The sequence below is a fragment of the Paraburkholderia lebeckiae genome, assembly GCF_050436325.1.
Classification (GTDB): domain Bacteria; phylum Pseudomonadota; class Gammaproteobacteria; order Burkholderiales; family Burkholderiaceae; genus Paraburkholderia; species Paraburkholderia tuberum.
Genome location: NZ_JBNDLZ010000002.1, coordinates 2,842,563 through 2,866,739, shown reverse-complemented (window position 1 = coordinate 2,866,739; position 24,177 = coordinate 2,842,563). Strand labels below are relative to the sequence as shown.

At 62.0% G+C, this 24,177-nt stretch carries 18 protein-coding genes and 2 pseudogenes; 9 read left to right on the top strand and 11 right to left on the bottom strand.

Annotation, left to right across the window (positions count from 1 at the left end; translation table 11 throughout):
• Positions 1–11 precede the first annotated feature (11 nt).
• From OKW44_RS16395 to OKW44_RS16385, 3 genes are read left to right on the top strand one after another with little or no spacing between them, the layout of a single operon-like run.
• Positions 12–1,490, top strand: a complete 1,479-nt coding sequence (locus OKW44_RS16395) for an efflux transporter outer membrane subunit (RefSeq protein WP_018423300.1) — start codon at positions 12–14, stop codon at positions 1,488–1,490.
• Positions 1,487–2,698 (top strand): efflux RND transporter periplasmic adaptor subunit, encoded by a 1,212-nt coding sequence (locus tag OKW44_RS16390; RefSeq protein ID WP_018423301.1) that lies wholly within the window; start codon positions 1,487–1,489, stop codon positions 2,696–2,698. The genes OKW44_RS16395 and OKW44_RS16390 overlap by 4 nt, the downstream gene beginning before the upstream one ends.
• Complete coding sequence (locus OKW44_RS16385) at positions 2,695–5,808, top strand: efflux RND transporter permease subunit (protein ID WP_018423302.1); 3,114 nt, start codon at positions 2,695–2,697, stop codon at positions 5,806–5,808. The genes OKW44_RS16390 and OKW44_RS16385 overlap by 4 nt, the downstream gene beginning before the upstream one ends.
• Before the next feature lie 125 nt (positions 5,809–5,933).
• On the opposite strand, the gene OKW44_RS16380 is transcribed toward OKW44_RS16385, so the two are convergent.
• From OKW44_RS16380 to OKW44_RS16340, 9 genes and pseudogenes are all read right to left on the bottom strand, one after another.
• Complete coding sequence (locus tag OKW44_RS16380; protein WP_018423303.1) at positions 5,934–6,560, bottom strand: PqiC family protein; 627 nt, start codon at positions 6,558–6,560, stop codon at positions 5,934–5,936.
• Positions 6,557–8,218 carry a PqiB family protein gene (locus tag OKW44_RS16375; RefSeq protein ID WP_018423304.1) on the bottom strand — a complete coding sequence of 554 codons (1,662 nt, stop codon included), beginning with the start codon at positions 8,216–8,218 and terminating at the stop codon, positions 6,557–6,559. Before OKW44_RS16375 ends, OKW44_RS16380 begins: the two co-directional genes overlap by 4 nt.
• The gene (locus OKW44_RS16370) at positions 8,215–8,838 is read right to left on the bottom strand and encodes a paraquat-inducible protein A (protein ID WP_018423305.1); all 624 of its coding nucleotides are present in this window, start codon (positions 8,836–8,838) and stop codon (positions 8,215–8,217) included. The genes OKW44_RS16375 and OKW44_RS16370 overlap by 4 nt, the downstream gene beginning before the upstream one ends.
• Positions 8,835–9,452, bottom strand: a complete 618-nt coding sequence (locus tag OKW44_RS16365; protein ID WP_018423306.1) for a paraquat-inducible protein A — start codon at positions 9,450–9,452, stop codon at positions 8,835–8,837. The genes OKW44_RS16370 and OKW44_RS16365 overlap by 4 nt, the downstream gene beginning before the upstream one ends.
• 7 nt (positions 9,453–9,459) lie before the next feature.
• Entirely contained in the window at positions 9,460–10,422 is a 963-nt protein-coding gene (locus OKW44_RS16360) for a LysR family transcriptional regulator (RefSeq protein ID WP_018423307.1), read from the bottom strand.
• A gap of 148 nt (positions 10,423–10,570) precedes the next feature.
• Positions 10,571–10,885: pseudogene (locus OKW44_RS16355) on the bottom strand (MinD/ParA family ATP-binding protein); the annotation flags it as partial.
• 297 nt (positions 10,886–11,182) lie between these two features.
• Positions 11,183–14,257 carry an efflux RND transporter permease subunit gene (locus OKW44_RS16350; RefSeq protein WP_018423309.1) on the bottom strand — a complete coding sequence of 1,025 codons (3,075 nt, stop codon included), beginning with the start codon at positions 14,255–14,257 and terminating at the stop codon, positions 11,183–11,185.
• Positions 14,258–14,269: 12 nt separating this feature from the next.
• Entirely contained in the window at positions 14,270–15,463 is a 1,194-nt protein-coding gene (locus OKW44_RS16345) for an efflux RND transporter periplasmic adaptor subunit (protein ID WP_084754327.1), read from the bottom strand.
• A gap of 3 nt (positions 15,464–15,466) precedes the next feature.
• The gene (locus OKW44_RS16340; RefSeq protein ID WP_018423311.1) at positions 15,467–16,903 is read right to left on the bottom strand and encodes an efflux transporter outer membrane subunit; all 1,437 of its coding nucleotides are present in this window, start codon (positions 16,901–16,903) and stop codon (positions 15,467–15,469) included.
• Between the two features lie 199 nt (positions 16,904–17,102).
• On the opposite strand from OKW44_RS16340, the gene OKW44_RS16335 reads away from it, so the two are divergent.
• The gene (locus OKW44_RS16335; protein ID WP_018423312.1) at positions 17,103–17,837 is read left to right on the top strand and encodes a TetR/AcrR family transcriptional regulator; all 735 of its coding nucleotides are present in this window, start codon (positions 17,103–17,105) and stop codon (positions 17,835–17,837) included.
• 55 nt (positions 17,838–17,892) lie between these two features.
• Here the strand turns inward: OKW44_RS16335 and OKW44_RS16330 are convergent.
• A pseudogene (locus tag OKW44_RS16330) lies at positions 17,893–17,997 on the bottom strand (IS5/IS1182 family transposase); the annotation flags it as partial.
• A gap of 603 nt (positions 17,998–18,600) precedes the next feature.
• On the opposite strand from OKW44_RS16330, the gene OKW44_RS16325 reads away from it, so the two are divergent.
• Together OKW44_RS16325 and OKW44_RS16320 are read left to right on the top strand one after the other, a co-directional pair.
• On the top strand, positions 18,601–19,224 hold the full coding sequence (locus tag OKW44_RS16325) for a heme-binding beta-barrel domain-containing protein (RefSeq protein WP_018423314.1): 624 nt from the start codon (positions 18,601–18,603) through the stop codon (positions 19,222–19,224).
• Between the two features lie 455 nt (positions 19,225–19,679).
• A complete protein-coding gene (locus OKW44_RS16320; protein ID WP_018423315.1) occupies positions 19,680–21,017 on the top strand; it encodes a ferredoxin reductase family protein in 1,338 nt (445 codons plus the stop codon).
• A 39-nt stretch (positions 21,018–21,056) separates the two neighbouring features.
• Here OKW44_RS16320 and OKW44_RS16315 read toward each other — a convergent pair whose 3' ends face one another.
• A complete protein-coding gene (locus tag OKW44_RS16315) occupies positions 21,057–22,385 on the bottom strand; it encodes an MFS transporter (RefSeq protein WP_018423316.1) in 1,329 nt (442 codons plus the stop codon).
• 368 nt (positions 22,386–22,753) lie between these two features.
• On the opposite strand from OKW44_RS16315, the gene OKW44_RS16310 reads away from it, so the two are divergent.
• The 3 genes from OKW44_RS16310 to OKW44_RS16300 all read left to right on the top strand — a co-directional run bounded on the left by OKW44_RS16310 (position 22,754) and on the right by OKW44_RS16300 (position 24,173).
• Positions 22,754–22,933 carry a hypothetical protein gene (locus OKW44_RS16310; RefSeq protein ID WP_018423317.1) on the top strand — a complete coding sequence of 60 codons (180 nt, stop codon included), beginning with the start codon at positions 22,754–22,756 and terminating at the stop codon, positions 22,931–22,933.
• 144 nt (positions 22,934–23,077) lie between these two features.
• A complete protein-coding gene (locus OKW44_RS16305; RefSeq protein ID WP_026226317.1) occupies positions 23,078–23,452 on the top strand; it encodes a hypothetical protein in 375 nt (124 codons plus the stop codon).
• A 43-nt stretch (positions 23,453–23,495) separates the two neighbouring features.
• The gene (locus OKW44_RS16300; protein WP_018423319.1) at positions 23,496–24,173 is read left to right on the top strand and encodes a response regulator transcription factor; all 678 of its coding nucleotides are present in this window, start codon (positions 23,496–23,498) and stop codon (positions 24,171–24,173) included.
• Positions 24,174–24,177: the final 4 nt, after the last annotated feature.

Sequence of the window (24,177 nt, the reverse complement as noted above, 5' to 3'; positions counted from 1 at the left end):
AGCGTTCTCCAATGTCAGGACTGTCCCGTTGGGCGCCGCTTTCGCGCGCCGTCAGTCCAGCTGCGCGCGTATCGTGCCTGCGCGCCGCCGTATGTGCGCTCGGCCTCGCGGTGCTCGCCGGCTGCTCGCTTGTGCCTGCCTATCAACGGCCGGGCGCGCCGCTGGCGCAATCCTTCGACGGCGCGGCCGGTGGCTCGCTCGCCGCTACCGTGCCAGTCAGAAGCGGCTGGTGGCGCGAGTATCACGACCCCGCGCTCGACGCGCTGATCGATCGCAGCCTGCGCAACAACTTCACGCTGGCGTCAGCGATTGCGAGCGTCGAACAGGCGCGCGGCAACGCCGAGCGAGCCGGCGCACCGCAGTATCCGTCGCTATCGCTCGGCGCCAGCTTCGATCGCAGTCATCAGGGGCGCGGTTCGACCACGAAGACCCAGAGCCTGTTCGCCGAAGCCAGTTACGAGGTGGACTTCTGGGGCTTCAACGCCGCCAACGCCGGCGCCGCCGACCTGCTCGCGCGCGCCTCCGGGTTCGATCGCGATACGGTGGCGCTGACGCTGACCGCGTCGGTCACCGACACGTATTTTCAGGTGCAGAGTCTGCGCCGCCGGCTCGCGATTGCGCGTTCCATTTCCGACGACGCCGCGCACATTCTGCAACTGCTGATCGCACAACAGCAGGCGGGCGTAGCGACCGAATTGCAGGTGCAGCAGCAGCGCAACGCGCTCGCCACCTTCCAGGCGGCCGTGCCGGCGCTGCAACAGCAGCTCGATACCAACATCCATGCGCTTGCGGTGCTGACAGGCACCGCGCCTGAACAATTCACGGTCAGCGATGCCGCGCTCGCCGACATCCCGATTCCCCAACCGCGCCCGAATCTGCCCGCGAGCCTGCTGGAAACGCGCCCCGACATCCGTTCGAAGGAAGCGCAGTTGCAGTCGGCGAATCAGAGTGTCGGCGCGGCGCGCGCGGCCTTTCTGCCGAACATCGTACTGACCGCGGACGGCGGGCTGAGCAGCAAGTCGCTGTCGCATTTCCTGTCGAGCCCGTTCGCCAGTCTCGCCACCTCGCTGGCGGCGCCAATCTTCGACGGCGGCGCGCTGCGTGGCCAGTTGCACGCGAGCCAGGCGGCCGAAGCGAAGGGCGTCGCGGATTACCGGCAAGCCGTCATAACCGCGCTGCAGGACGTGGAGGACTCGCTCACGGCGGCGCAACAGCAGCAGCTCGCGGAAGTCGCTGACCAGAACGCCGCCGACGCCGCCCGCAAAGCCGCTACGCTCGCGCAAGCCCAGTACAAGCTCGGCACCGTCGACTTTCTGACCGTGCTCGACGCGCAACGCACGCTGTATCAGTCCGAAGACACGCTGGTGCAGGCACGGCTCGCGCGCCTGCAAGCGTCCGTGAGCCTGTTTCGCGCGTTCGGCGGCGGCTTCGGCGTGACCGACGATAGCGATAGCAGCACCGCCTCCACCTCTACGTCATCCCGCTCATGAAATCTGCACACCTTCCGAACCACGAGGCGCCCCGCGGACGCGGCCGCGCGCCGCTCATCCTGGCATTTGCCGTCGTTGTCGCGATGTTGGCGGTGTGGTTCTGGCCGCGGCACCCGGCGGTCAAGGCGGCGACCGCCGTGCCGGTCAACGCCGGTCATCCGGTGAGCCGCGACTTTCCGATTCGCGTCGCCGCGGTGGGCACGGTGCTCGCGCTCAATACCGTGGACGTCAAAGTACGTGTCGACGGGCAATTGCAGCGCGTCGCCTTCACTGAAGGACAGGACGTCAAAGCCGGCCAGTTGCTGGCGCAACTCGATCAGGGACCGCTCACTGCCCAGTTGCATCAAGCGGAAGCGGCGCAGCGCAAAGACCAGGCATCGCTCGATAACGCGCGCCTCGATCTCGCACGCTACTCGAAGCTGGTCGGCATCGGCGCGGCGACGACTCAGGCGGTGGACACCGCGAAAGCGCAAGTCGAAGCGCTCTCCGCGACGGTCGCTGCGGACGCCGCGCTGGTGCAAAGCGACCGGCTGCAATTGAGCTTCACCACGTTGAGCGCGCCGTTCACCGGACGCGTCGGCGCACGCGAGGCCGATATCGGCGCGATAGTCCATCCGACCGACACCACCGGCATCGTCACCGTCACGCAGATGGAGCCGATCACCGTGCTGTTCTCCGTGCCGCAGGACGTGCTGCCTGAACTGCTCGCGAATCAGGCGAAAGCGCCGCTGGCGGTGAACGTGACCACGCGTTCCGGCAGCACGCCGCTCGCCGACGGTACGCTGGTGTTCATCGACAGTACGGTCGATCCTACGACCGGCCAGATCAGGCTCAAGGCTTCGTTCACCAACCAGGACCGCAAGCTGTGGCCCGGCGAGCTGGTGAATGCGCGCGTGCTGGTGCGCACCGATACGCAGCGGCTCGCGGTGCCGAGCCGCGCGGTGGTGAACTCGCAGAACGGCACGCAGCTCTATTTGATCGCCGCGAACGGCACCGCGCAGATGCGCCCGGTGCAAACCGGTATCACCGTCGATGGCATGACGGAGATACGCAGTGGCATCGCGCCCGCGGATCTCGTCGTGTTCGATGGCCAAAGCCGCTTGAACCCGGGCGTGCATGTGACGGCGACCACGGTTCCCGCCAGTTCCGAAGCGCCGCCCAACGCGAATCTGGCAGGCAGCCAGACTGATCAGGATATTCCGTCATGAGCCTCATGGAACTGTTCATCAAGCGGCGCATCGCGACGAGTTTTCTGGCGATCGCAGTGCTGCTGGTCGGCGCGGTGGCGTATTTTCTGCTGCCGGTCGCGCCGCTGCCGCAGGTCGATTTTCCGACCATTCAGATTGTCGCCAAGTTGCCCGGCGCGAGCGCGGAAACCATGGCGACCTCGGTGGCGACACCACTGGAGCGGCAACTTTCGCTGATTGCGGGCGTGACGCAGATGACGTCGTCGAGCTCGCTCGGCAACACCAGCATTGCCGTGCAATTCGATCTCTCGCGCGACATCAATGGCGCGGCGCAGGATGTGCAGACGGCGATCAACGCAGCCGGCGGCACGTTGCCGAAGAACCTGCCGAACCCGCCGACCTATCAGAAAGTCAATCCGGCCGACTTCACGTTGCTGTCACTGGCGCTGACGTCGCCCTCGCTCACGCTCACGCAACTCGACAGCTACGCCGAAGACTATCTCGCGCAACAGATCTCGCAGATGCCCGGCGTCGGTCTCGTTGATTTCCACGGCCAGCAGCGGCCCGCAGTGCGTATTCAGCTCGACCCCGACAAGCTCACCGCGCGTGGCCTGACGCTGGAAGACGTGCGCTCGATCGTCGGCGTGCAGACGGTCAATGCACCGAAGGGCAGCCTGAACGGACCGGATCGCTCGGTGATCTTCAACGCGACCGACCAGATCACGACCGCCTCGCAGTATCGCGATCTGGTGGTCGCGTACAAGAATGGCGCGCCGATTCGCGTGTCCGATCTCGGCACCGTGTTGAACGCCGCTGAGGACAACCAGCAGGCCGCATGGCTTCAGCACGAACGCGCGATCATCCTCGATGTTCACAAGCAGCCCGGCTATAACGTCGTGCAGACGATCGCCAACATCACGGCGAAGCTGCCCGCGCTCGAAGCGATGCTGCCCGCGGCCGCGCATTTGCATGTGGTGGGCGATCGCACGCAAACCATCAACGCGTCGGTGCACGACGTGCAGTTCACGCTGATGCTGACGATCGCGCTCGTCGTCATGGTGATCTTCTCGTTCCTGCGCAACGTATGGGCGACCATCATTCCGAGCCTGACGATTCCGCTGTCGCTGGTCGCCACGTTCGGCGTCATGTATCTGCTCGGCTATAGCCTCGACAATCTGTCGCTGATGGGCTTGACCATCGCGGTAGGCTTCGTGGTGGACGATGCGATCGTCGTGATCGAAAACGTCATGCGGCATATCGAAGACGGCGTGCCGAGAATGAAGGCAGCCTTGCTTGGCGCGATGGAAGTGCGCTTCACGATCATTTCGATGACCATCTCGCTGATCGCCGTGTTCATCCCGATCCTGCTGATGGGCGGCATCGTCGGCCGGCTGTTCCGCGAATTCGCAGTGACGGTGAGCGCCGCGATAGTGATGTCGGCGCTGGTATCGCTGACCGTCACGCCGATGCTGTGCGGCTGGCTGATCCGTTTGCCTGAGCCGGATGGCGGCGGCCGGATGCGCAGGCTCGAAGCATGGCTCGAAGCCGTCTTTAGCGCAGTAGAGCGGCGCTACGAGCGCGGCCTCGATTGGGTGCTGGACCGCCAGAAGCTGATGCTGGCTGTCACGGTGGCGACGATCGTCGCCACCGGCGCGTTGTTCGTCGCGATCCCCAAGGGATTTTTCCCGCAGGAGGACTCCGGTCTGATCATGGGCGTCGCCCAGGCCGCGCCGGATATTTCGCCCCGCTCGATGTCGCAGAAGATGCAGCAGGTGGGCCATATCATCGAGGCCGACCCCGCCGTCGACAACGTTTACTACTGGATGGGTCCTAACCCGACCGTGAGCCAGGGGCGCGTCATGATCAACCTGAAACCGTTCGCTCAGCGCAAGGACAGTGCTGCGCAGGTGCTCAATCGTTTAAAGCCGCAGTTGGCGAAGGTCATGGGCATCTCGTTGTCGATGCAGGTCCGGCAGGATATTCAGGTGGGCGGCCGTATCAGCGCCGCGCAGTATCAGTACACGTTGCAGGACCCTGACATCAACGAGTTGAATCACTGGGCGGGCGTACTGACCGACCGCCTGTCGAAGCTGCCGCAATTGGCCGACGTCACGTCCGACCAGCAGGCCGCCGCTACCAGCGCGACACTCGTGATCGATCGCAGCACCGCTTCGCGTTTCGGCATCACGGCGCAAGCCATCGACGACACGCTTTACGATGCATTCGGCCAGCGGCAGATTGCGACGCTCTTCACGCAGCTGAATCAGTACCACGTCGTCGAGGAAGTCGATCCGCACTTTCAATTGACGACGGATGCACTGGCGCATCTCTACGTGCGTTCGCCGCTCACGAACGAACTGGTGCCGCTCGACACGCTCGCCAGGATCGAAAACAATGTGTCGCCGATCTCGGTGAATCACCAGGGCTTGTTCCCGGCCGTGACGATCTCATTCAATCTGGCGGCGGGTCAGTCGCTTGGCAACGCGGTGGCGGCGATTCGACTGGCCGAAGTCGCGGCAGGCAAGCCAGATAGTTTGACGGGCTCGTTTCAGGGCACTGCGCAGGCGTTCCAGGCGTCGCTCGCGAGTGAGCCGTATCTGATCGCCGCGGCGCTCGTGGTGGTCTATCTGATTCTCGGCATCCTGTACGAAAGCGCGATTCATCCGCTCACCATCATTTCGACGCTGCCCTCGGCGGGTGTGGGTGCGTTGCTCGCGTTGATGCTGTGCGGTCAGGATCTGTCGATCATGGGCATGATTGGCATCATCCTGCTGATTGGTATCGTCAAGAAGAACGCGATCATGATGATCGACTTCGCGCTGGTGGCCGAGCGCGAGCAGGGTATGTCGCCGCGAGAAGCGATCCGGCAGGCCTGTGTGCTGCGCTTCCGTCCAATCATGATGACAACGCTCGCCGCGCTGTTCGGCGCACTGCCGCTTGCGCTAGGGCACGGCGCCGGTGCCGAATTGCGCGTGCCGCTCGGCATAGCGATTGTAGGCGGACTGATTGTTTCGCAAATGCTGACGTTGTTCACGACGCCGGTCGTGCACCTGTGGTTTGACCGTCTGTCGCACTGGCTCGCTGATTCGCGTATGAAGAGCAGTGCGGTCGAGCAGCATACCGTCGCTTGACGGCCTTCAGCCTGCCCTGGGGGCTTCTTTGTCACCAGCAGGGCGAGACGAAAGACGAAGTCCGGTACTTTGCGCATGATGGTGGACCCGGCAAGGGCACGTAATTGCGTATGGGGTGTGATGGCTCAGGCCTGTGGCGTGCAGCCACGCTGTCGCGACTGCGCCCAGCCTCGCGCATCCTCCGTGATGCGGCCGGCCAGGCTCGCAATGGCGAGTTGCTGCGCGCGCACCAGGTCCGCGTAACCACCCGGCGCCGCCTGCTGCAGCTGCGTATGACAGCTCAGGCGGACACCGTTGGGGTCTTGCGCGAAACCGAGGCTCCAGTCAGCCTCGAGCTGCACCGCGTGCCCCGGCCACGCGTCGAGGCGCCGGATCTGCAGCCTGATGCCCAGCACCGGTTGATTGATCGGCCGGGCGAGACCGGCCACATCCTGGGTGCCCAGGCGGCGCACCAGTTCGGTGGATAGCGCGGCGCGCAGTTGATCGCCCAGCGGGGCGACCCAGCGCTCGTCGTCGAGCACCGCAACGCCGCTGTCGCCCTGCCGTACGACCATCGCCTGCTGGTCGAGCTCGGCGGGAACGCCCACTGGCAGCACGTCGATCGCGAACGGCGCGGCTGGCTGGGCCGAAGCGGGCTGTGCTGCCGGGGAAACCAGCGTGTAGTAGTGCACCGGCGCGGACGCGCAGGCGCTCAGGGCCAGCGCGACGGTGAACGTGACTGCGCGCAGGCTGGCGCGGGCTGAAAAACTCATTGTTTGGACTCCTGTGAAGCAGAGGGGCTGGCCGCGGTGACCGGGGCCACGGCTGACTGATCCGCTGCATGGCCGCGCAGCAGCGCTTCCGGATGGCGGCCGAGCAGATCAGTGAGCGTGCGCAGCGAGCGGGCAGTGCGCTGCACTTCCTGCAGCGTCTGGCCCAGGTTCTCCTGGAGCGGCCCGTCTTCGGCCAGCATGCCCTGCGCGGCGCCGAAGGTCTGGCGAGCCTGCTCCAGGGTTTGCGTGGTCGCCGGCAGCACCTGGCCGTTGATCTGCTTCAGGGTGCTGTCCAGATCCGCCAGACCCGTGTCGAGATGGCGTGCGATGGAGTCGAGCGGCATTTTGTCGATCTTGCCCACGATGCTCGCCACCTGCTCCTGCAACTGGTCGAAGCCGCCGCTCGTGGTCGGCAGCGTAAGCGGTCGCGCATCGGCGTCGTATGAGACCTTCGGGGCGTTCGGTACGAACTCGAGCGAAATATAGAGCTGTCCGGTCAGCAGATTGCCGGAGCGCGCCTGTCCGCGCAGACCGTGCGCGACCATGGTGGACAGGAAATGCGCTGCCTTTTCAATATCGCCATTTATTCTGGGCAGCTTGTCGAGCGCCGGTCCAAGCCGCTGCGGATAGACCTCGATGCCGACGATCATGGGAAAACGCTGCGTGGCCGGGTCGTAATCGAGTTTCATGGAAACCACGCGTCCGAAGTTGATTCCCGAAAACACCACGGGAGCGCCCATGGACAGGCCGCGCAGCGACTGTGCGAAGCGCAACTCGATGTACTGGGCCGGACCGTCTGGCGGCGCCATCGCCGTCTCTTCGTCTTTCGCCAGAATGAACTGGCTGCCGCCTGGGCCGGCGGCGGTGCTACCGACGGGCGTGGCGAACGCAATTCCGCCGCCAACGATCGCGGCCACGGATTGCGTCTTGAGCTTGAAACCGTCGGCGCCCAGCGAGAGGTCGACCCCGCTCGCATTCCAGAAGTGGGTATCCGCCGTGACAAACCGGTGATACGGTGAATCGACGAAGATCTGTACGCTGACGCCGTGGCCATCGCCGTCGAGCTTATACGACGCGACGCGGCCGACCTGAATGCGCCGGTAGTAAACGGGCGAGCCGATGTCGAGCGAACCGAGGTCGTCCGCATGAATCGTGAAACTCTTTCCCGGCGTCCCACTGATGACGGCGGGAGGCGTCTCCAGCCCCGTGAACGCTGTGCGCGCGACCTCCGAAGTGCCGGTGTCCACGCCGATATAGGCGCCGGACAGCAGCGTGTCCATACCCGAGACACCGGTCATGCCCAAACGAGGCCGGACGACCCAGAAGCGGCTGTCCGCGCGCGCCAGGCTCCGCGCGCTTCTGGCCAGCGAAACAGAGGCGACCACGTGTGACCCATCGTCGCTGAGCGCGACCGTCGATACGGTTCCGACCGTCACGTCCTTGTATTTGACAGGGGTCTTGCCGGCCTCCAGCCCCGCAGCGGTCCTGAACGAGATGGCGATTTCCGGTCCCGCCGAGAGCCACGCGTGGATCACCATCGACAGCCCGATCAGCGCGGCGACGAGCGGCACGAGCCAGACGGGCGATACCCGCCAGCGGCTATGCGTGACGACAGGATCGAGAGGTTCGGGTAGCGGCTTGTTTGATACAGGATTCATGTTTCCTCAGCGTCCCAGATGAGTCGGGGGTCGAAATTGATGGCGCAGAGCATGGTGAGGATCACCACAAGGCCGAAGAAAACAATGCCAATGCGCGGTTCGCTGCCGGACAGCGCCTGGAAGCGGACTAACGCGCAGACGATTGCCACCACCATCACGTCGAGCATCGACCAGTAGCCGACCGCTTCGACGAGCCGGTACAAACGGGCACGCTCGCTCATTGCCCAGCGACTGCGCCGCTGGGTGATCACGAGCAGCATGCTGAGGATCAGAAACTTGGCGCACGGCACGACTACGCTTGCAATAAAGATCACCGACGCAATGCCCCAGGACCCTGCTTTCCAGAACTCCACGACGCCGTAGAGAATCGTGCTGTCGCTGCCGTGTCCCAGAAGGCTCGTGTGCATGACCGGCAGCACGTTGGCGGGGATGTAGAAAATCAGGGAAGCGATCAGGAACGCCCACGACCATGCGATGCTGTCCGGGCGGCGCCGATGCAGCGCTAGTCCGCAGCGCGGGCATTGGGCGTCTCCGCTCAGGCGCGGAATATGTGCGCAAACCAGTCCGCATCCATGGCAGGCAATCAGGCCGAGCTGTCCCGCGCGAGGAGGTGGCTTCATGCTGTCTCCGCGTCGGTCCATTCCCACAGCAAGTGGACATCGCGACTGGCGATGATGGTGATTAGCACCATGAGCGTTGCCGTGGCCCAGATGCCGGGACCGGCTGCCACCTGCACGAAGCTGGAAAGTTTGATGACGGCTACGAGCATGCCAAGTACGCCGACCTCGACGATGCTCCAAGGGCGCAGCATCGCAAGCAGCCTCATGCTCCACGCGAAACCCGGCGCCCGGCGTGCGGCGCGGGCAAATGCCAGCACCCAGCCGAGCAGCGCGATCTGCAGAAGCGGCACCACGACGATCATCATCGCAGTGGCGAGCGCAATCGGTGCAACCGCGCCGTGCGCCAGCGCTGCCGCAGACTGCCAGAGCGTCGTCTCGCTGTGCAGGCCCCGCAGGGAAATCCGGATCACCGGGCAGACGTTAGCGATCACGAAGACGATGGCTGCGGCGACGGTTAGCGCGAGCCACCGATCGACATCGAGCTGGCTAGCGCGATAGAGGACGGCCGAACATTGCCCGCAGCGCGCCACCTCGCGCGTGGCCAGCGCGCGGCGGCGGTACACGCTGTCACAATGCTCGCAGACGACGAGATCAGGGAAGGTTTGCATGAGCATCTGGCAATCAGGACGGCCTGTCACTGCCGGCGGCCACCGTCTTCGGCCGCTGCTGCGCGTGGCCCATCTGAGCCGCGCGCGCGTCGAAGTACGACGTCGCGTAGTCGATGAACGCCCGGACCTTCGCCGTCATCAGGCTCCGGTCCCGATATGCGAGCCTCAGCTCAGCCTGCGCGCTCACGACCTCGAAGTCGGGCAGCAGCTGTACCAGCCGGCCATCGCCCAGCTCTTTGCCGACCATCGCAAGAGGCAACGCGCCGAGACCAGCACCGCTCACCACCAGTTCCTTGTTCAACGCGGCGTTGTTGGTCGAAACGTCGTGTTCCAGTGGCACGGCAAACTGTTCGCCACCGCGCTGGAATCGCAGTTGCGGTTCGCTGATCGAGGCGAGTATTGTGACGAAGCGGAATGCGGCGAGATCGTTGGGCCTTTGCGGTAGCTGGCGCCCCTGCAGGTAGCTGGGCGAGCCCACCACGGCGAGGGGCAGGCGGCACAACGCACGGGTGATCGTGAGCTCGCTCGTCAGCATGAACGGCAGCACGATGCCGAGATCGAAGGCTTCCTTGATCAGATCGACTGGCCGTTCCGCCAGCGTCAATTCGAGCTGCACGGATGGGTACCGGGCACGGAACCCGGCGATCAGCGGTGGCAACTCTAGCACCGCCGCGGTGGTGTGGGCGACGAGCCGCAGTACCCCCGCAGGCTCCCGTGCGCGCTGCCCGGTACCGGCTTCGAGCAGGTCCAGTTCAGCAACCACGCGCGAGCAGCCGGCGTGAAACTCGTCCCCGGCTTCAGTGAGTGCGAGGTGTCGGGTCGTGCGCTGAAAAAGACGCACACCGAGCCTGGTTTCGAGCCCCGTTATCGCGCGCGAGACGATTGACGTCGAGACGCCGAGCTTATTTGCGGCGTGCGTGAAGCTCTGCATTTCGGCGACGGTGCAAAAAATCCGCAGCGTTTCGAGGTGGTCCATAATGAATGTCTGCTCAAGTTCGACTGACACGTCGGCGATCGACCGGAAGGGTCGATTTTTTTTGGAATGGCGCCGAAGTGACCCATTTTCCCGCCCAGTCGCGGGCTTTTTCGCCCCCCAGGCGCCCCTTGGGCGCAGCCCCGGCCGGCTACCGTGACGACATCGCTGGCCGCATCGGCCAGTACAGCATTTCGGCGGCGACGTGCCGGTAATCGCGCGCCGCCGGCGTCGACGGAAACGCATCCACCACGTAGGGCCCGAGTTCGAGCGACCGCGCCATCCGCGGATCGGCGGCGACGCAGCCCGCGTCCGTCGCCAATACCGTCAGATAGCGGCCCGCGACGCCCGCCAGGTTCTCGAATGCGACCTGTGCGTCGACGCGGCTCTGCACATAGTTCACAAGCACGCGGAACTGCGCGATCGCGTGCGCGTAGTGCAGCCGCTTCATGCACAGGTAGGCGTCGTGCGGCACCAACGGGGAGCCGTCGCGCGGAATGCAGACCGCGCTCTTGATCAGGAATTTCATAAGTGTTCGCAATCCAACGCTCACGACAGAAACGTCGAACGCCGAGTCCGCTTGCCGTCCATGCCCCGGCCATCTCGGGCCAGAATGCCTCGCCCTGCCGGGTATCGCCCTGCGCGGCATGAGCGAGAAAAACACCCTTGTGTTGGTGGACGGTGAGCGCTCCGCGCCGTATGCCTTCGCATCGGGCGGTACCATCTAATAAGCGGCCGCTTCACCGCCGAGGTCGAGCAGAGGCTAAACCATCTCCGCCGTCTGCACCCTTGACTCGGTCGACTCCTTTGCATGTCGAGCAGCGAACGCGAGATAAACCGCTGGCAACACGAACAGCGTAAACAACGTACCTATCGCCAACCCGCTGCCGATCACCAGCCCCATGTTGAAACGCGACGCCGCACCCGCACCTGAGGACAGGATCAATGGCACGACGCCGAGCACCATCGCCGCGGTAGTCATCAGGATCGGCCGCAAGCGAATCCCCGCCGCATGGACGATGGCTTCGAGTTTCGACATGCCCTCGTGCTGCGCCGCATTCGCGACTTCCACAATCAGAATGCCGTGCTTGCTGATCAGCCCCATCAGTGTCACCAGCCCGACCTCCGTGTAGATATTCAGCGACGCCCCTCCCAGCCCAAGGCTGATGAACACGAGCGCGCCCGCTACCGACATCGGGATCGAAACAAGGATCACCAACGGGTCGCGGAAGCTCTCGAACAACGCCGCGAGACTCAGGTAGATGATGATCAGCGCCAGAACAAAGGTGCCCACAAAGCCGCTCGATTCCTGCACGAGTTGACGCAAAGGACCGGAATAGTCGATCGACACGTCCGCCGGCAGCGTACGCGCCGCAAGCGCCTGCAGCGACCTGAGCGCGGCGTCCTGCGAAACGCCGAGCGCGGGCACGCCGGAGATCGTCGCCGAGTTCACCTGCTGGAAATGATTGATGGTTTCAGGCACGGTTTCGGTCCGCACATGACTGATCGACGATAACGGCACGGGCACGTTATTCACAGTCGCGATCTGGTAATTCATGACCTGGTCGAGCGTCAGGCGCGAGCGCTGCTGCACCTGGGCAATGACCTGGTACGAGCGCGAATCGAGACTGAAGTAATTCGTATAACCGCCCCCCAACAGACCGCCCAGCGCCGTGCCGACCTGCTGCATCGTCAAGCCGAGTTGTGAGGCCTTGTCACGGTCGATATCGAACACTTTCTGCGGCTGGTCGACCTTGAGGTCGCTATCGATAAATAGGAACATCCCACTGGCGGCTGCGTCCGAAAGGAATTTCTGAGCCTCTACATTCAGCCTATCCAGCGGCTGCGTCGACTTGAGCACGAACTGGATCGGCAAGCCTTGCGAACCGGGCAGCGGAGGGGGCTGAAACGCGACGACCTTCTGACCTGCCACCTTGTTAAACTGGTTCTGCAGATCGCGCTGGATATCGGTCGCAGTGCGATGACGCTGATCCCACGGCTTGAACGTCACACCGGCAATCGACTGCGACGGGCTCTCAACCTGGAACGTCTGCGCGGCCTCGGGGACCTTGGCCATGATGTCGGCGACCTGACGGCCGAACGCCTCCTTTTGCTGCAGCGTCGCGTCCGGCGCGGAAGTCGGCTGCAGAATGACGACCCCTTGATCCTCTTGCGGTGCGAGTTCGCTGTCGGCACTTGTGTAGAGGAAATAGATGCTGGCAATTACCAGCCCGGTAAACAATAGCGTCACCGGGACCGTCCGCAAACTGTTGCGCAGCAGCCGTTCATAGCCACGCCGCAGTGAACCGAAAACATGATCGATCGTCTCGACAATGCGCGTGACAAAACGGCCGCCCTGATCGTGCGGCTTCAAGAACTGGCCGCACATCATAGGCGACAGCGTCAGAGAAATGACCGCGGACATGGTCACCGCGCCAACCAGCGTGAACGCGAACTCGGTGAATAATGCGCCGGTCAGTCCACCCTGAAAACCGATCGGCACGTAGACGGCGATCAGGACAATGGTCATCGCGATGATCGGGCCGGCGAGGTCGCGCGCGGCCTTGATCGCGGCATCGCGTGGCCGCATGCCCTCTTCGAGATGACGGCTCACGCTCTCGACCACAATGATCGCGTCATCGACCACCAGCCCGATCGCCAGTACTAGCGCGAGCAAGGTCAGCAGGTTGATCGAGAACCCTAGCGCGAGCATCACCCCGAAGGTGCCCACCAGTGACAACGGAATCGCAATGACCGGAATCAGCACGGAGCGCGGCGCGCCGAGGAAGGCAAACACCACCAGCGTGACGATCACCACCGTCTCGATCAACGAGTTCTTGACCTCATGAATCGAACTGTCAACGAATACCGTGGAGTCGTAGATGACCGAGCCGTGCAACCCCGCCGGCAGTGCCTTCTGAATGTCGGGCAACACAGCCTTCACGCCCTTGATCACATCGAGTAGGCTCGCCCCCGGCACCGTCTGGATCCCCACGTACACGCCCTTCTGGCCGTTATACGACACGCCGGATTCATAGTCTTCCGAGCCGAGCGTGACGTTGGCCACATCCTTCAGCCTGATGATGCCGCCATTGACCTGCTTGATCACGAGATCGCGGAACTGCTGCGCCGAATGCAGATCCGTCGATGCGGTGAGGTTGAATTGCACCATCTGCCCTTTGGTGGTTCCCAGTCCTGCGATCACGTTGTTCGCGGAAAGCGCGTTGGTGACATCGGTCGCGGTAAGGCCGTACTCCGCGAGCTTCTGCGGATCGAGCCACGCGCGCAGCGCAAAATACTGCGGTCCGAGCAGTTCGGCCGTCTGCACGCCTTGCACTGCCTGCAGACGCGGCTGCACGTTGCGCACGAGGTAGTCGGTGATCTGGTTGGGCGTGAGTTCATCGCTCGAAAAGCCGATAATCAACGCGTCCAGCGACTGTCCGATCGCGACCGTGATGGCCGGCTGCTGCACGCCACTCGGCAACTGGTTGAGCACCGAGTTGATCTTGGCGTTGATCTCGGTGACCGCTTTGTCAGGGTCGAAGTTGAGCACGAGGTTCGCGGTGATCGTGCTGGTGCCGGCGATGCTCTTCGACGACAGGTAATCGATCCCGTTCGCCTGCGCGATGGCGTTTTCCAGCGGCGTGGTGACAAAACCCTCCACGGTCTGCGGATCGGCACCGTAGTACGTCGTGGTCACGGTCACCACGGCGTTTTCGGTTTTCGGGTACTCGAGAACGGACAGCGAGGTGAACGCCTTGTAGCCGAGCACAAGGATCATCAGGCTGACCACGCACGCGAGTACAGGCCGGCGGATAAAGATGTCGGTAAATTTCATGAGCCGTCCTGTTCAGTGATCTTGCGGGACGGGCGCGGCGTCGTTGGGCAGCTTCACGCTGTTATCGATCTGCACCAATGCGTCGTTGTGCAGCTTGAGTTGCCCCGCCGTCACCACCACGTCGCCGGCCTTCAGTCCCTTCAGGATGCTGACCTGATCGCCGCGCGTCGCGCCGGTCGTCACGAACTGCTGGCGGACACTTGCCTGCGGCCTGCCCTGCGCGTCCTTGCCCTCGTGGACCACGTAGACGAGGCTGCCATATGGGTTGTACGTCACCGCCGTCTGCGGAATCGTCACGAGCGATTGCTCCGCGCCGCTCGCCACGCTGGCGGTGGCGAACATGCCGGGCAGCAGCGCGCCGTCGGGGTTCGCAAACGACGCGCGTATCTGCAGCATGCGGCTCGAGGTGTCGACCTTCGAATTCATCGACGTCACCGTGCCGGTGAACGTCTTGCCGGGATACGCATCAACGCTCACCGATGCGGTCTGTCCGACGCTGATCTGCCCACGCACCTGCTGCGGCAGATAGAAGTCGAGCAACATCGGGTCGAGTGCCTGCAACGTGACAACCGTCGTGCCGGCCGCCAGGTATTGACCCACATCGACCTGACGCACGCCCAGACGTCCCGAAAACGGCGCGCGGACGACCTTCTCGGTCATCAGCGCCTGTTGCGCCGCGACTTGCGCGCGCGCCGCCTTCAGATTGCCGACATCTGTATCCACGGTCGACTGCGCCACGCCCTGCGCCGCAAGTTGCTGCAGGTCGCGCTTGTAGGTGATCTCGTCCAGACTGGCAGTGGCCTGCAGTTGGGCGAGCTTGGCGGGATCGTCGTTCGGACGCAGGCGGAGCAGCACGGTCCCTTGCTTGACGTCGCGGCCGGACTCGAAGTCGATTTCATCGACCACGCCGCTCGTTTCCAGCGAAAGATCCGCACCCGTCGACGCTCGCAGCGATCCGACGCCCGTGAGCGTCGGCTGCCACGGCTGCAACACAGCGGATGTGGTCGACACGGTCGCCTGTTGCGACTGGATGCCGGCCGTGACCTGCTTCAGGATGTGCCCCTTGAACAGGTGGAAACCAATCAGCGCGGCGGCAAGCAGTCCCACCACCAGAAGCATCAGAAACAGGCGAAGCACGGTTCTAGGCGGCCGCTGCCATTCAGGCGGCGTATTGGCGGTATCCGCAAGCGGGGTAACAGTGGTCATGATTTAAAATGCTCCGCAACATTGCGCAACTTTGGGATCGACATCGCTTCGATGCCACCAGCCACCGCCCAGCGCCTGGAAGAGCGCGACGGTATCGGTGTAGCGAGTGGCTTGAGAGGAAATCAGGTTGAGGCGCGCGCTCTCATCGGATTGCTCGGCGCTCAGCACATTGAGGTAAGTCCCGCCGCCCGCGCGGTATTGCGCCTGAGCAACCCTGAGGCTCGCAGCAGCCGTTTTCTGCGTCTCGAGGTTCGCAGCAAGCGTTTCGGCATCCCGATGAATGGCGACGAGCGCATTGGCCACGTCCTGAAACGCCGAGTTGACCGTGCTGCTGTACTGGGCGGCGGCGACATCGACCGCAGCATCGGCGGCGCGCTTCTTCGCCTTGAGTGTGCCGCCCTCGAAGACCGGCTGGGTGAGGCTACCCGCGAGGCTCCACACAATGCCTGCGGGATTGAAAAGGTTTGAGTAGCTGCTGCCTTCGCGTCCATAACTGCCGGTCAGCGAAATCTGCGGCAACATGTTTGCCACCGCGATGCCGACGTTCGCCGTCGCCGAATGCAGCAAGGCGCCGTACGCCTGGATGTCGGGGCGCTGCGCAACCAGACTCGACGGCAGCGACACCGGCAGTTCCTCCGGCAGCACGAGGCTGGCGAGATCCAGCGTAGACCCGGTGTAGTCGGTCGGCAGGCCGCCCAGATACACCGCGAGTTGATTGCGCTGCTGCTCGAGCTGCTTCTGCAAACCGGGCAGCGTGGCGATCTGCGCATCCAGCAGCGACTTCTGCTGCAGCACATCCACCTGACTTACGCCGCCGGCCTCGAAGCGGTGGCGCGTAACGTCGAGCGCGGCAGTATACGCACGGATGATCTCGTGTGTCGTGTCAATCTGCGCCTGCAACGAAGCCTCGTTGATGGCCGCATTGACGACGTTCGCGATCAGCGTCAGTTCGGTCGCCTCCAGTTCGTAGCGCTGATACTCAGCCTGGGCGTTCAATTGCTCGACTTGCCGGCGAACGCCGCCGAATGCATCGAGCGTGTACGACACGCTGAGCGATCCGCTTATGAGGCTGTATGTCTGCGGCACCGGGCTCACCAGCATGGTGCGCTCGCGTTCGGCCGATGTGCTCGCGCTGATCTGCGGGAAAAAACTGCCCTGCTCCGCACGCGTGTTCTCGCGCGCCTCGCGCAACGTCGCCTGAGCGGCGGCAAGCGTGGGATTGGCCTTGAGCGCGCGCTCGACCAGCGCGTTGATCTGCGGCGAATGGAACAGCGCCCACCAGTCACCCTGAATGTCGCGCCCCTCGACGAGGGTTTGCGCGGTGCCCGCGGTCGTGTCGGCGGAAACAGTGCGCGCGGGAACTGGCTTCTCCGTAAACTTCGACACAGTGGGCGCGGACGGAGCGGCGTAATTCGGTCCAACCGTGCAACCCGCGAGCATAGTCTCGAACGCCAGAAGTGCGGCCAACGAGAGAGACGCAAGCGGAGCGGCTCGCCCCTGCGCTACCGATGGGCGGCCGTTGTACTTCGGATGAATGTTTTTGGTAGTCTTTGACGTGCGCATGTGTTTCTATACCCATTAGTACAGCAACCAATATGCTAGACTATAAAGTACAGAAATTGCAAGGAGGAATTATTACGTGCAGAAATGTTCGCCAGAGAGCCGCGTCGGTCGCCCGAAAGATGCCGCCAAGCACACGTCCATTGTGGAAGCGGCAACGAGGCTGTTCTCCGGGCAGCGCTACGACACCGTAACCATGGAGGCCGTCGCCGCAGAGGCGGGGGTGTCAAAGATGACGGTCTATAGCCATTTCTCGGACAAGGAAGCGTTATTCGAGGCCGTCGTGAGTGACGTTTCAGACCGGATGCTCCGGGTACTGCCGCCCGCGAGTTCCGAAAATTTACCCTTGCGGGAACGGCTGTCTGCAATCGGCGCCGCATTCCTGAAGATCATCGTCAATGACCATGTTTCTGGCATGGCGCACGCGCTGCCGACCGTGTTGCGCGATGACCTGCCGCTAAGGACACGCGTTTACGATGCAGGGCCGGGGCGGACTGTGGCGGTACTGGCCGGCATCATCAGCGCGGCCGAGGCGGGCAACGAACTGATCATCGACTCGCCGGAGTTGGCGGCTCAAGACCTGGTGAGCCTGTGGGCAGGTGATCTGCAAGCGCGCATGGCATTCGGAGTTGTGAAGCCTGGAAGCGATAGGGAAATCAAGGAGCGTGCCCGCCGCGGCACGGACGTATTTTTACGTGCTTTTGGGAAAACGGGGAAGCGCGAGCCGTCACGATGTCTGAAGAGTTTGCGCGGGGCTGCCGGCCTTCAAAACCGCCGTCTGCTCGATGCTTCCTTGTCCGAGAAATGGCTATAGACCGTCATCTTTGACACTCCCGCCTCTGCGGCGACGGCCTCCATGGTCACGGTGTCGGCTTAACATGCACAGCAAGTAACTGCCCCAAGGTATCAAGCGCCGCCATGTGGGCCTCGCTGCCGCGTTTGCGTTTGTAGCCGTCGTAATCGGCGCCAGGACCAGGACGGACTCCTTCCGCGCGTTCTCCTCAACGCGGACACGAAACAGCTGCCATAGCGAATCCATGACAGTGCGGCATGCGGACTCGTCGGCGCGATCTGCAGCCGGGCGGGCGAAGTAAAATCCCTGGACGAAATCCGGATCGCACTCCATCGCGAGCAACGCCTCGCGCTGCGTTTCCACCCCTCGACTACGACCAAAGCACCAGTTCCATGGGCAAGAGCGACACCAGTCGTGGAAGCTGACGCGCGAGACGCGGGCTCTGAGCAGCCTGTTCGATGACCGTGCCGGCGCGTGGGCCGACAGCGACTCTTGAAGCCAGCAGGGGGAAAGATTTCAGCCGTCGCCGCGCCGTCGGCGCGATACACATCCGACGGCAGCTACAGTTGATACTTTGCGTCAATCGTCGCGTCCCAGACTTGGCATCCCTGAGTCTGCCATGAGTTATTGGCGACTGTACCCGCCGTTTGCACCAGGCCGGTCGCTACGGCGCGCAGACTTTTTTGAAACCTTGAATTACAGGACATGAAACAATTGACGGTAGCTTCTCTTGTCAAATAGCCGTCAGACAAGAAACCATTTTTTGAATAACGGAACGCCAATCGTGAATAAATACGTCGTTTGTTTCGCAATCGCCCTGTCAACGATGTCCACCGCATACGCGCAGGGAACCGTCCTTAAAGGAATGGACTTCGGTCCATTAGCCAAACTGGCCGGAACCTGGAAAACCGTTTCTGCCGGCGGCCTCGACGTGGCGCCCGGTCAAGTGGGTTCCAAAGTAGGTACCGGCAATCCCGCAGTGGAACCTTATTACGAACAGTTGACCTTTGAACCCGCAGCGGATGCAACGAATGCCAGCGATCAATACCTGGTGGCAATGGCTTACACGCTGCAGGTGTTCCGAAAAAGAGACAACAAACAGTTCCATGACCAACGCGGCTATCTGATTTACGACAAGAAGAACCAGACCGTCTATGACTCATTTTGTATTCCCCGGGCGGTCTGCGTTGTGGCGGAAGGAAAAGCCGGCGATAAGATGACTCTCACGTCAAAATCTAACGGGGTGGCCGAATCTCAATACATGCTGAAGAACGACGCGACAAGTGTTTTCTCGATCACGTTCGACATGACCGGAGATACATTGAAATACGCGCAAAAAACGCAATTACATGTGTACGGCAAGTCGTTCACTCACGTTGACTCTAGCGCTCTCAGCAAGGCAAGCTAGTTCATCTCGCAAGCCCGCGTCTCGCCGCGACGCTGCCCGGCAACGCGCGGTGAGCAATTGCACTACAACTGCATAAAAATAACTTCATGTTCCGGCAGCTCACCTTTTAGGCTGTACGGGCTACATTGGCTCGTCCGCAAACTTTCTTTAACTCATGAGAATAGTGACCGGGCGCAGGCACGAAACGGCGACGGATCGGAAGCTTCTTTCCGGATCCGCCGACCCTCAACGTCGCATACATCCAATCGCCTGCCCCCGGCTATTGATCAACTGCGTCAGTCTGGTCCGGTCACCGTCCGGCAGTAAGCTCGGCACCCCGAAAAAACCGTCGACATAGCAGGACGAAGTCTCGCGGCTGCTGTCAACTAACGGCAGGCCGTTTCAACCGTGTTCTCAGCTCCAGCGCGGCTCGACGACGACTGCGCACCGGAGTCACACTGCGGCGCATCCACATCATGAAAAACATCAGATTAACCTATCTGCTTTTGCTGACAGGGCTGGCCCTGCTCTGGCTAATCGCTGAAAGTTCATTGCCCGGGTCGCATGGATTCCGCGCCTTGCAACTGTCAATGATCAATCTGACCGGCATTCTCGCGATCGGCTGCATGAGCTCGGGCATCGTTATAGCAGTCCGGCCGACCAGCATGGAGCGCCTTCTCGGCGGGCTGGACAAGATGTACCGACTGCACAAATGGCTCGGTATCAGCGCACTGGTACTTTCCACACTTCACTGGCTGTGTGCGAAGTCTCCGAACTGGCTAATCGGCCTGGGGTGGATGCAAAGGCCGTTGCGCGAGCGCGCCTTGTCACCATCGGTCGCGCCGTCAGCCTTTGTCCATATTCTGGACGCGCAGCATGGGCTCGCGAAAGGGATTGGCGAATGGACGTTCTATGCGACGGTTGCGATCATCGTCGTTGCATTGCTGAAAGCCTTTCCCTACCGACATTTCTTCAAGACACATCGGCTGCTGGCAGTTGCGTACCCGTTATTAGCGTTCCATGCGGTGGTACTCATGAAGCACGGCTACTGGACCACGGCGATTGGCCCAGTCATAACACTGCTGATTTTTCTGGCCATGGTGGGCACGTCCGTCTCGCTGCTGCGCCGTATCGGACGAACGCGACAAGCAGCCGGGCATATCGAGAAGCTTGTGCATTACCGGGAAATGCGGGTACTGAGCATCGTCATCAAACTCAAGGACCGCTGGTTGGGTCATGCCGCCGGACAATTTGCCTTCGTCACGTTCGACGCGAACGAGGGTGCGCATCCGTTCACAATCTCCTCGGCGTGGCACGACGACGGCAAGGTGCGCTTTCATATCAAGAGCATTGGCGACTACACCGAGCAATTGCCGGCCGTTCTAAGGGCTGGCGACCAGGTCAGCGTGGAAGGACCCTATGGCCGCTTCGACTTTCGCAGCGACAAACCAAGACAGATCTGGATCGCCGGCGGAATTGGGATAACCCCATTTCTCGCGCGAATGCAAGCGCGAGAGCGTCACTACGATAAACGCGCAGTGGACCTGTTCTATAGCACTAACGCAATGGACGACGAGTTCGTCCGCGAGGTTAGTCAACTGGCAATTGCCGCCAACGTGCGCCTTCACGTGCTGATTAGCGGCAAGGACGACCGCCTGACCGGGCAGCGCGTCCGTGAGATCGTGCCCGACTGGATGTGCTCCGATGTCTGGTTCTGCGGGCCAGCGAGTTTCGGCCAGAACTTGCGGCACGATCTGGTTGCAGGTGGATTAGCGCACGAAGACTTCCATCAGGAGCTATTCGACATGCGCTGATTCGGATTGGCGGTCAGAAGGGATAAGCGGCCGTGCCGACTAAGGTCGCGGAACAGACCGAGATTCGGCTGCTGAAGACGGACTCACAGACGCCGGCTTATGCCGACACAAAGCCAAGGTACCGAAGAATGCGCATGTCGCAGCAAAGCTCAACCACCAGGCAGGTGCCGCATTGTCGTGCGTTGCGTGAATCAATGCGGTGGAGATTGCCGGCGTGAAGCCGCCGAATAGCGCTGTCGCAGCACTATAAGCAAGCGAAAACCCCGCAACGCGCACCTCCGGCGGCATCACTTCCTCAAGGGACGCGACCATTGCACCGTTGTACATACTATAGAGGAACGAAAGCCAAAGCAGCACTGCTAGCATTTTGCCGAATGTCGGCGCGTCGGCCAGAAACGAAAGTGCGGGGTACGCGGTGGCGAGCGCAAGCACCGTTGTCGACAGCAGCAGCGGCCGGCGCCCTACCCGGTCCGACAAGGCACCGCTAACCGGCAACCAGATAAAGTTCGACAGGCCGACGTAGACGGTCACGAGCAGGCTGTCCGCCGTACCCAAGCGCAAGGCCGTCTTGCCGAATGTCGGTGCATAGACGGTAATGAGGTAGAAGCTGGTGGTGGTCATCGCTACCTGCATCGCTCCAGCTACCACGACCTTCCAGTTAGCGGCCAAGGTGCGGATCACCTCGCGCATCGCGGGTCGAGTCTCGCGCCTCTTGAATGCCTCTGTTTCCTCGAGCTTGTATCGGAGCATGAACACGAACGGCACAACCAGGCAACCGATGAAGAATGGGATACGCCATCCCCATGCCGCGACAGCCGCCGGATCCATCAGTCGGTTCAGCGCGAACCCGAGACTCGCGGCGACGACGATCGACAATTGCTGACTGGCTGACTGCCAACTGGTGTAGAAACCTTTCTTTCCTGGCGACGCCAATTCCGCAAGATAAACAGAAACCCCGCCGAGCTCGGCGCCCGCCGCAAAGCCTTGGAGCAAGCGGCCAATCAGCACGAGAGCCGGCGCCAGGAGCCCGATTGTCGAGTACCGAGGCACGAACGTTATCAGCACGGTACCGCTGGCCATGAGGCCAAGCGTCATGATAAGGCCCTTGCGCCGACCGACGTCGTCAATGTAGGCGCCGAGAAATACCGCGCCAAGCGGGCGCATCAGAAACCCGGCACCGAATACGGCAAAGGTGGAGATTAACGAAGCAAACTCGCTATGCAGAGGAAAGAAGGCAGCGGCGATCTGCGTGGCGTAAAAGCCGAAGAGAAAAAAATCGAACTGCTCAAGAAAATTACCGGCTGTCACGCGAAAGATGGCGATAATCGGCGACTGTCGGCGGTGGGAGTCAGTTGAGCTGGACTGCATGGATTGTCTCCAAGGAATTGCGATCTCCCGTTTTGTTGGCGTTTTGCAGGTGTTGGCTATCGTCGTTTGGGCACGACCAAAGACGTAGTGAATAGGCGCGAATGCGTATCACGACGCTCGTACTGATTTGCCGGGCAAGCCGGATAGCCGACCGCTTGGGTACTAAACGTGTAAACAGGCTGCTAACCAGCGTAGTCTGCTGCCGGTATCGGCTTGCTACCCAAACGATGAAGATTAGTTAATCTCTTTGCACGTCGAAGCTGCCGTGGGCCGCACGTCGGTGATCGGGTACAGCGCTCAACTTCGCGCAGTAGGTTGCCCGATGCAGCATGGGCATACGATTTCGAACCCGCGCGAACGACGTCGATATGCCTGTCGATCGTGTACTGAATAAGGTCGGTAAAGGCTTTGCGGTGGCACTTGTCCATGCCGTTGTCAGCGCCGCCTACATGTTGAGATACCGGTATGTCGAGCCGCCGGCTTTAGCCGACGCCACATTAAAATTTTTTAATGTGCGGGCGAAAGCCCTGAAATGCGACCAGGACTAATCTGCGAGATGCCTCTTCCACGCGGGAATTCTTAGGATAGTCTCGTGCTTAAAGAAAGTTTCATCGAAGCATTGCGCTCTTTCAGACAGCCGCGGTTTTCCGCGCGCCATAATGGGCGAGGACAATCTATCCTGGGAGCACGCAATGCCGCAAGCTATGAGCCTGGAAGTCGTCAACGAACACGGAAAACCCGCGGTACGCATGGGTATTGAAAACGCAGCGGTGCTTCTAGACGCAGAAGACATCGACGGAGTGATTCACCGTCTGAGCTACCTGCGTGCGGGAATGCGCCCCGACATTCCCCTGCAGCCGTCCCCACAGCAGCAGTTTGTAATCGAGATGGACCCATGCTGGCATACCGAAAAGCCCCCGCTGTATGACGGCGCGGTACTGATCCTTCGGCATAGCGGGCTGGGATGGACCGGGTTCGCATTACCGACGCACAGCCTCGCACAACTGCGCGAAGCGATAACCCAGCATCTGGCGGCCCTCGACCAGGAGCATTGCATGCCGAATTAGCGCATCTCGCGCTGCTCTGTTGGACGCGAACCGAGGAAAGACGATGTCAAAAGTGTTGACCATAGAAGATGACGAGATGACTGCGCGCGAAATCGTGCGAGAGCTAAATGATCGTGGCTTCACCGTCGATTGGGTTGCAGACGGCCGCGAGGGAATGGCGCGCGCGTTCAGCGATGAGTACGACGTCATCACCCTCGACCGCATGCTACCGGGCGCCGACGGCTTGACGATACTTAGGACGATGCGCGGCATCGGCATTCAGACGCCTGTGCTCATGCTGAGCGCGCTGGGCGACGTCGACGAACGCATTCGCGGCTTGCGCGCCGGCGGCGACGACTATCTCACCAAACCCTTCGACGCCGACGAGATGGCAGCACGCATAGAAGTGCTGCTACGCCGCCAGCAAGTGCAACCGGCACAATCCGACGCGACCTTGCAAGTCGGTCCTCTCAAACTCGATCTGGTCGCACGCACGGTTACACGCGACGACCAAGAGATCGCGCTGCTCCCCACCGAATATCGTGTACTCCAATACATGATGCGCCATGCAGGTCAGACAATCACCCGCACGATGTTGTTCGAAGCAGTATGGGGCTATCACTTCGACCCGGGCACCAATCTGATCGATGTCCATATGGGCCGTCTGCGCAAGAAAATCGATCCGCCTGGCGTGCAACCATTGATCCAGACCGTACGCGGTTCAGGATATTTACTTGGCTAGAGGC

Excerpts from the sequence above, each read along its gene's own strand:
- OKW44_RS16365 (WP_018423306.1), bottom strand. The coding sequence starts at position 9,452 with ATGCTCATGCAAACCTTCCCTGATCTCGTCGTCTGCGAGCATTGTGAC.
- OKW44_RS16315 (WP_018423316.1), bottom strand. The coding sequence starts at position 22,385 with ATGCAGTCCAGCTCAACTGACTCCCACCGCCGACAGTCGCCGATTATC.
- OKW44_RS16370 (WP_018423305.1), bottom strand. The coding sequence starts at position 8,838 with ATGAAGCCACCTCCTCGCGCGGGACAGCTCGGCCTGATTGCCTGCCAT.
- OKW44_RS16375 (WP_018423304.1), bottom strand. The coding sequence starts at position 8,218 with ATGAATCCTGTATCAAACAAGCCGCTACCCGAACCTCTCGATCCTGTC.
- OKW44_RS16350 (WP_018423309.1), bottom strand. The coding sequence starts at position 14,257 with ATGAAATTTACCGACATCTTTATCCGCCGGCCTGTACTCGCGTGCGTG.
- OKW44_RS16390 (WP_018423301.1), top strand. The coding sequence starts at position 1,487 with ATGAAATCTGCACACCTTCCGAACCACGAGGCGCCCCGCGGACGCGGC.
- OKW44_RS16300 (WP_018423319.1), top strand. The coding sequence starts at position 23,496 with ATGTCAAAAGTGTTGACCATAGAAGATGACGAGATGACTGCGCGCGAA.
- OKW44_RS16345 (WP_084754327.1), bottom strand. The coding sequence starts at position 15,463 with ATGACCACTGTTACCCCGCTTGCGGATACCGCCAATACGCCGCCTGAA.
- OKW44_RS16320 (WP_018423315.1), top strand. The coding sequence starts at position 19,680 with ATGAAAAACATCAGATTAACCTATCTGCTTTTGCTGACAGGGCTGGCC.
- OKW44_RS16385 (WP_018423302.1), top strand. The coding sequence starts at position 2,695 with ATGAGCCTCATGGAACTGTTCATCAAGCGGCGCATCGCGACGAGTTTT.
- OKW44_RS16340 (WP_018423311.1), bottom strand. The coding sequence starts at position 16,903 with ATGCTCGCGGGTTGCACGGTTGGACCGAATTACGCCGCTCCGTCCGCG.
- OKW44_RS16395 (WP_018423300.1), top strand. The coding sequence starts at position 12 with ATGTCAGGACTGTCCCGTTGGGCGCCGCTTTCGCGCGCCGTCAGTCCA.
- OKW44_RS16310 (WP_018423317.1), top strand. The coding sequence starts at position 22,754 with ATGCCTGTCGATCGTGTACTGAATAAGGTCGGTAAAGGCTTTGCGGTG.
- OKW44_RS16305 (WP_026226317.1), top strand. The coding sequence starts at position 23,078 with ATGCCGCAAGCTATGAGCCTGGAAGTCGTCAACGAACACGGAAAACCC.
- OKW44_RS16380 (WP_018423303.1), bottom strand. The coding sequence starts at position 6,560 with ATGAGTTTTTCAGCCCGCGCCAGCCTGCGCGCAGTCACGTTCACCGTC.
- OKW44_RS16360 (WP_018423307.1), bottom strand. The coding sequence starts at position 10,422 with ATGGACCACCTCGAAACGCTGCGGATTTTTTGCACCGTCGCCGAAATG.